Origin of the sequence: Psittacicella gerlachiana (genome assembly GCF_003585965.1) — a bacterium.
Classification (GTDB): Bacteria; Pseudomonadota; Gammaproteobacteria; order Enterobacterales; family Psittacicellaceae; genus Psittacicella; species Psittacicella gerlachiana.
On sequence record NZ_NRJF01000060.1, the window covers coordinates 25064 to 31401 of the forward strand.

The following is a 6338-nucleotide window of genomic DNA, read 5'->3' on the forward strand; positions in this document are numbered from 1 at the left end:
AATGGATTTTTTCTCAAATTTAACTCTTGCCGCTGACGATCCTATTTTGGCTTTAGTCCAACAGTACCACCAAGATCCACGTGAAAATAAAGTTGATTTAAGTGTTGGTGTTTATTATAACCCTGAAGGCAAACTTGAAAACTTTAAAGCAGTAGATACTGCTCAACAAGCTCTTGCTCAATACTTTTACTCTTTACCTACAGAAGCTAAATTAGCTCCGATTGATAATCATTTAGCAGATCTTGTAGCTAAGGATGTCTCTGAGTCTTATCTGCCAGCAACTGGTTATGTTGGCTTTAACAATGCAGTGCGTAATCTTTTATTCCCTGAAGATCTACAAGCACGTAAAGATGATCGCATTCAAACTTTAGAATCAGTTGCAGGTTCAGGTGGCTTACGTTTAGTTGCTGACTTTTTACATCAACTTGGACTAAAACGAATTTTTATCTCTAATCCAACTTGGGGTAATCACTTTGCAATCTTTGGAGCTTCAGGATTAGAAACTCCAACTTATGCTTACTATAATCCACAAACTAAAGAGTTAGACTTTCAAGCAACTTTAGCGGATTTAGAAGCTTTAACTCCTAAAGATGCAGTATTATTACAAGCAGCTTGTCACAATCCTACAGGTTATGATTTTGATCATCAACAATGGGAACAAGTATTGACCAAAATTAAAGAAAAAGGAGCTTTAGCAGTATTTGATTTTGCTTATCAAGGTTTTGGTGATGGCATTGATGAAGATGCTTATTCAGTACGTTTAGCAACTCAAATCTTAGACCAAGCCCTATTTGTTTCTTCTTGTTCAAAAAATCTTGGCTTATATGGAGACCGTATTGGTGCTGTACATGTATTAGCTAAAGATCAAGCACAAGCTAAACTGGTAGTTTCAAATCTTCAAGCTTATGCTAACAACTATTATGTTGCTCCAGGTAATAACGGTGCTTATGTAGCTGCAATCGTTCTTTCTAATCCAGAATTACGTGCTTCTTGGGAACAAGAACTTACTGCAGTAAGAGCTCGTATCAAGGATTTACGTCAAAAACTGGCTTCTGCTCTAAAAGAAAGAGGTTTTGATTTTGACTTTGTAACTAAACAAAAAGGGATGTTCTCTTATACCGGCTTTACTCCTGAACAATGTCAAGAACTTAAAGAAAAATATGCTATTTATATGGTAACCAATGGCAGAATTAATATTGTTGGTTTAAATGAGCATAATCTTGCATATGTTGCGGATTCTTTTGCAGCCGTATTAAGTAAATAAAATTTACCCATTAAAAAAGAAGGTGTAGCCAACACCTTCTTTTTTAGGATCTAGATTCCATTAATAACTTTAAACTAAAGAAGTTATATCTCTTAGCTTTAATATAATTCTTTGTTTGAGAGATGCTAAATCCCATGCCATTTTTTCTTCAATTAGATTAGTATTAATTGGCGGGATAAATTGATCAGGAATTCCGATCGATAAACTAGGAACTAAAACATTTAATTGCATCATAGCTTCAAAGACCGCACTTGCCGCCCCACCTTGTTCTGCATTCTCTTCAAGAATGACTACTAAATCAAAGTTCTTAAGCTGAGTTACGATTTCTATATCTAAAGGCTTAACAAAACGCATATCAAATACGCTTGCCCCTATTTCACTTCCTAATGCAAGAGCTTTAGTCAGCATATTGCCAAAATTTAAAATAGCAATACCTTTATCTAATCCTAACAACTCGTTCTCTTGTTTAAAGAATTGGTATTTATCTTTCTCAGTTGCTAAAAGCTTAACTCCTTTCCCTAAAGTTATAGGAGTAGTTAAAAGCTCTCGACTGGTATACTGAATTTGTTGTTCTAACTCTTGTGCTTGCCCACGAGGGTATCTTACCGCAAATACTCCATTATAGCTATAACCAAAATCAAGTAATTGCTCTAAGTTATATCCACTGCTTGCGGTAGTTACAACTAAATTTGGAATACATCTAAGATAAGAAATGTCAAATGCTCCCTGATGGGTTTGTCCATCTTCTCCAACAATCCCAGCTCTGTCTATAGCAAATAACACTGGATGATTATCTATAGCTACGTCATGGATTAATTGATCATAGGCTCTTTGTAAAAAAGTAGAGTAAATAGCTACTACAGGTTTAAAACCACCAATGGCTAAGCCAGTAGCTAAGCTCACCGCATGTTGCTCAGCAATTGCTACATCGATTAATTTATCAGGAGCAACTTTATAAAAATCTTGCATTCCTGATCCTTCAATCATCGCCGGCGTAATCGCCATTAAATGTGGATCTTGAGCATGAGCAACCAACCAATCTCCAAAAACTTTAGAGTAAGTAGGTTTGGGTGCAACTTTTTCAATTTTCTCTTGTACCTGTGCTTGAGGTTGAGGATTAAATTTCCCTACCCCATGGTATTTCGTTGGTTCTTGCTCTGCAGGTAAATAACCTTTACCCTTAGTGGTTAACACATGTACGAGCTGTAATTTACCATTACCTTTTAAACGCTTAAATAAGTTAACCAACTCAAGCACATTATGCCCATCTACCGGTCCTAAGTATTCAATACCCATAGTACGATATAAATTCGCAATTTCCGGAGAAAATAAAGTTTTAAAAGCACTTTCAGTAGACTTTAATAAACTTTTTAGCGGTCCTATGTTAGGAATTAATTCTTTAGATTTTTGGCGTAATGAATGATAAATTTCTGAATTAAAGATTTTTTCCGTTTGACGATTTAAAGCTCCTTTATTTGGGCTAATCGACATATTATTATCATTCAAGATAATAGTAAGTGGAGCTTTAATATCTCCTACATGATTTAAAGCTTCGAAAGCCATGCCCGCAGTCATAGCTCCATCACCAATTACCGGAATTACATCTGCATGAATTCCTCGCTTTTGATTCACTAAGCTAATACCTGTTGCTACGCTTAAAGAAGTAGAAGAATGCCCTACCGTTAAAATATCATGTTCCGATTCGGCAATAAAAGGAAAAGGATGGAGTCCTTGATACTGACGAATAGTACCAATGCGATCCTTACGTCCAGTTAATACTTTATGAGCATAAGCTTGATGTCCCACATCCCAAATAATCTTATCATGAGGGCTATCATAGACATAATGTAAGGCTACGGTTAACTCAACAGTACCAAGATTTGAAGAAAAATGTCCCGAACTATTACTAATGCTATAAATTAAAAAATCTCTTAATTCATCACAAAGTTGCGGAAGTTCACTTTCGCTTAAAGCTTTTAAATCAGATAAATTATTTATCTTATCGAGCAAAGGGTAAGTTAGTCTCATATTATTTATTACGGTTAACTACAAAAGTGGTCAAATCTCTTAACCAAGTTATAGCAAGAGAAGCCTCTTGCTCTGTATTTTCTTTGAATAAGTTTTCTAACTGCTCTACGTATTCTAAAGTTTGGACAAATTTTGCGTTTAATTTTTCCTGAGCCTGCTCTAGACCATATAAACTTACATAAGTTAATTTATGGTTAACTAAATCAGAGCCTACAGGTTTACCAATTTCTGCTTCATTTCCTAAAACATCTAAAATATCGTCTTTAATCTGAAAGGTTAACCCTAAATTATATGCCCAATAAGATAAAATTCTCTCTAAATCTTTACCTTTAGCATGATTAGAAGCATAAACTCCTAACAAAATGCTACTACGAATAAGGAAAGCAGTTTTGCGATAATGAATTTGTGTTAATCTTAATTCTGCTTTAGATTGACTAATTCCTAACTCTTTTAATTTATCTAAAGTTAGATCATCACCAAGAATATCTAAAGCCTGCCCTAAACACATCCCATAATGACCTGCACCATAAGCTAAGACCTGCACTTGCTTTAACACTTGCTTTGCTTCTAGCTGTTGATTACTACTTAATAAACTAAAACCAAGGGTTTGCAAAGCATCGCCAGCAAGAATCGCCATACTCTCGCCAAAAACTAAATGATTGGTAAGTTTACCACGGCGATAAGTATCATTATCCATTGCAGGTAAGTCATCATGAATTAGACTATAAGTATGAATACACTCAATTGCCATGGCTGCAATAAGTAGATCACTTAACTTAGCTTTAGTTAAAAGCCCCCCGACAAAGACTAAAGCTGGACGAAGCATTTTTCCATCGCTATATAAACTATAGTACATAGATTCACGAAGCTTATCCATGCCAAAAATTTGCATAATTTGCTGATCTTGAGCATTTGGCGGGAGTAAATCTAAAATTTGGGGATCATTAAAAAATAATTGTTGTAGCGAATCTGAATTAACTCCTAAAACAAGTTCGATAAAATTTCTTGTTGCTTGACTTATCAGAGCTAGAAACTCTTCTAAAGTTAGTTTCTCAGATAATTTTTGTTCCAAATTATAATGAGAAACTATTAAATCTGCTAATTCATTTAAATTATACTTTATCGCTTCTTCCTGTGATAATTGAAGCATTATTTTTATCCTTGTTTAAGGTTAACTCTCATCGTCACCAAGTTTTTGTTTTAATAACTCAATTTGTTGTTTAGCTTCATTAATTAAACTATATTGTTTATCTACTAACTCTAAGGCTTCAACATAATTGTTAACTAGATCTTGTAAGGTTATATCTTCACGTTCCATATTTCTTACAAGCTCATTTAATCTATTTGTATTTTGTTCAAAACTTTGCTTTTTCTCTTCAGCCATAGTTTAATCCCTAAAGTTTTCAAATTGTAAAGCTAAATTTAAATCAGTTTGACTTTCGCGCATTAAAGCAATTACCGCCTGTAAATCATCACGGTTTTTACCTTGAACACGTAATTTTTCACCTTGAATTTGTGCTGTTACTTTAATCTTAGAATCTTTAATGATTTTCACCATTTTCTTAGCAGTATCTTGGTCAATTCCATTTTTAAAAGTAACTTCTTTCGAATAACTTTTACCAGCGTGTTCGTATTCTTCAGGAATCTGTAATGAGTAGATTTCAATATTTCTTTTAATAGCAGCGTTAACTAAAATATCTACTAATTGCTGTAATTGGAAATCAGAGTCCGCAACTAATTTAACTTTATTGTCTTTACTATTTAACTCAATTGAAGCGTTAGTCCCTTTAAAATCAAAACGTCCACTAAGTACACGTTGTGCATTTTCTACGGTATTTTTTACTTCAAAGTTATCAATTTCTGAAACTATATCAAATGATGGCATAATCTTCCTTAAATTGTTTACATTTACCCAATTTTACTCCTGATATTATAACAAAATCAGGCTAAAATAGTTAAAAATAAAGCTCTGACAAAGATAACCTTTATCAGAGCTTTAAAAATTATATACTTGTAAAAAGGATCAGAAGAATAGGCACGTAAAGATTAGCTAAAAACCCAAAACTTATTGCTAAGCCTACCACCCCAGTTCCTCCCGACTTCTGAATAATTGGAAGTGAACAATCTAAGGAGGTTGCTCCAGGGAAAGTAATTGCCGTACAACGAAAATTTTTCATTAAAATAGGAACGAGGATCAGAGCTAATAATTCACGAGCTATATCCACAAAAAATACTAGAGATCCATCTAACGCCCCATAGGCATTGGTAATTATTACACTAGTTAAACTATACCAGCCCATTCCTGAAGATAGTGCTAGAACTTTTGGTAAGTCCATGTTTACAAAAAAGCTAATAATTACTCCGCCTAAAAGACAACTAAAAGTAAAAAGGAGGGAAATAATAATTGCTTCTTTATTTAAAAGCACATCTTTGAGACGATATTTGGCACTTCCCAATTGCAAGCCTACAATAAAAATTAAAATAAGTAAAGCAACATTTGAAGCTATATCAATAAAATTATAATCTACAGTGTAGTTATAATAAACACAAATAGCACCAACGATAACACCTAAGATCACCGAAAGAATTAGTTTACTTATATCCAAAAAAACATGAGCTAAACTAGACTTTACTTGATGATAATGAGCATTCTTGCCTTTGACTTTATCATAGATCGCTAAGACCAAGATATTGCTTAATGAAAGGATGGTTACAAAAATAAATGTATCCACTCCTACCTTTGGGATTTTTAAAAGTAGATCATCTATTTGAGCAAGCTTGAATCCCATAATAAATAATAGGATACATAAAACTATGGTCAATAATTTATTTAAATATTTACCTACTCTTGTAAATATAGTCCCTAAGTAATAACCAACAAAAATCGGGATCAGTACTATCCCTAAACCTTCAAGAATTCCCATAGTGTATTAAATATTAATAATTTTCAGTCTTTTGTATTGTATCACTTTTTTAAGCTTATTTTCAAACAAAAGAAAAGTCCTCTAGAATTAACTAGAGGACTTAAAAAAATTAATTTGGCGAT

6 protein-coding genes are annotated in these 6338 nt (G+C 33.4%); 1 reads left to right on the forward strand and 5 read right to left on the reverse strand.

Annotation, left to right across the window (positions count from 1 at the left end; translation table 11 throughout):
* Nucleotide 1 precedes the first annotated feature (1 nt).
* Nucleotides 2–1264, forward strand: coding sequence for an amino acid aminotransferase (locus tag CKF59_RS02590; protein ID WP_119534427.1), 1263 nt, complete (start codon nt 2–4; stop codon nt 1262–1264).
* 69 nt (nt 1265–1333) lie between these two features.
* Here the strand turns inward: CKF59_RS02590 and dxs are convergent, their stop codons facing one another.
* The 5 genes from dxs to CKF59_RS02615 all read right to left on the reverse strand — a co-directional run bounded on the left by dxs (nt 1334) and on the right by CKF59_RS02615 (nt 6024).
* Nucleotides 1334–3292 (reverse strand): 1-deoxy-D-xylulose-5-phosphate synthase, encoded by a 1959-nt coding sequence (gene dxs, locus CKF59_RS02595; protein WP_119534428.1) that lies wholly within the window; start codon nt 3290–3292, stop codon nt 1334–1336.
* 1 nt (nt 3293) lies between these two features.
* Nucleotides 3294–4442 carry a polyprenyl synthetase family protein gene (locus tag CKF59_RS02600; RefSeq protein ID WP_119534429.1) on the reverse strand — a complete coding sequence of 383 codons (1149 nt, stop codon included), beginning with the start codon at nt 4440–4442 and terminating at the stop codon, nt 3294–3296.
* Between the two features lie 21 nt (nt 4443–4463).
* The gene (gene xseB, locus CKF59_RS02605) at nt 4464–4676 is read right to left on the reverse strand and encodes an exodeoxyribonuclease VII small subunit (RefSeq protein ID WP_119534430.1); all 213 of its coding nucleotides are present in this window, start codon (nt 4674–4676) and stop codon (nt 4464–4466) included.
* A gap of 3 nt (nt 4677–4679) precedes the next feature.
* Complete coding sequence (locus CKF59_RS02610; protein WP_119534431.1) at nt 4680–5177, reverse strand: YajQ family cyclic di-GMP-binding protein; 498 nt, start codon at nt 5175–5177, stop codon at nt 4680–4682.
* Between the two features lie 118 nt (nt 5178–5295).
* Nucleotides 5296–6024, reverse strand: a complete 729-nt coding sequence (locus CKF59_RS02615; RefSeq protein WP_222985519.1) for a LysO family transporter — start codon at nt 6022–6024, stop codon at nt 5296–5298.
* Nucleotides 6025–6338: the final 314 nt, after the last annotated feature.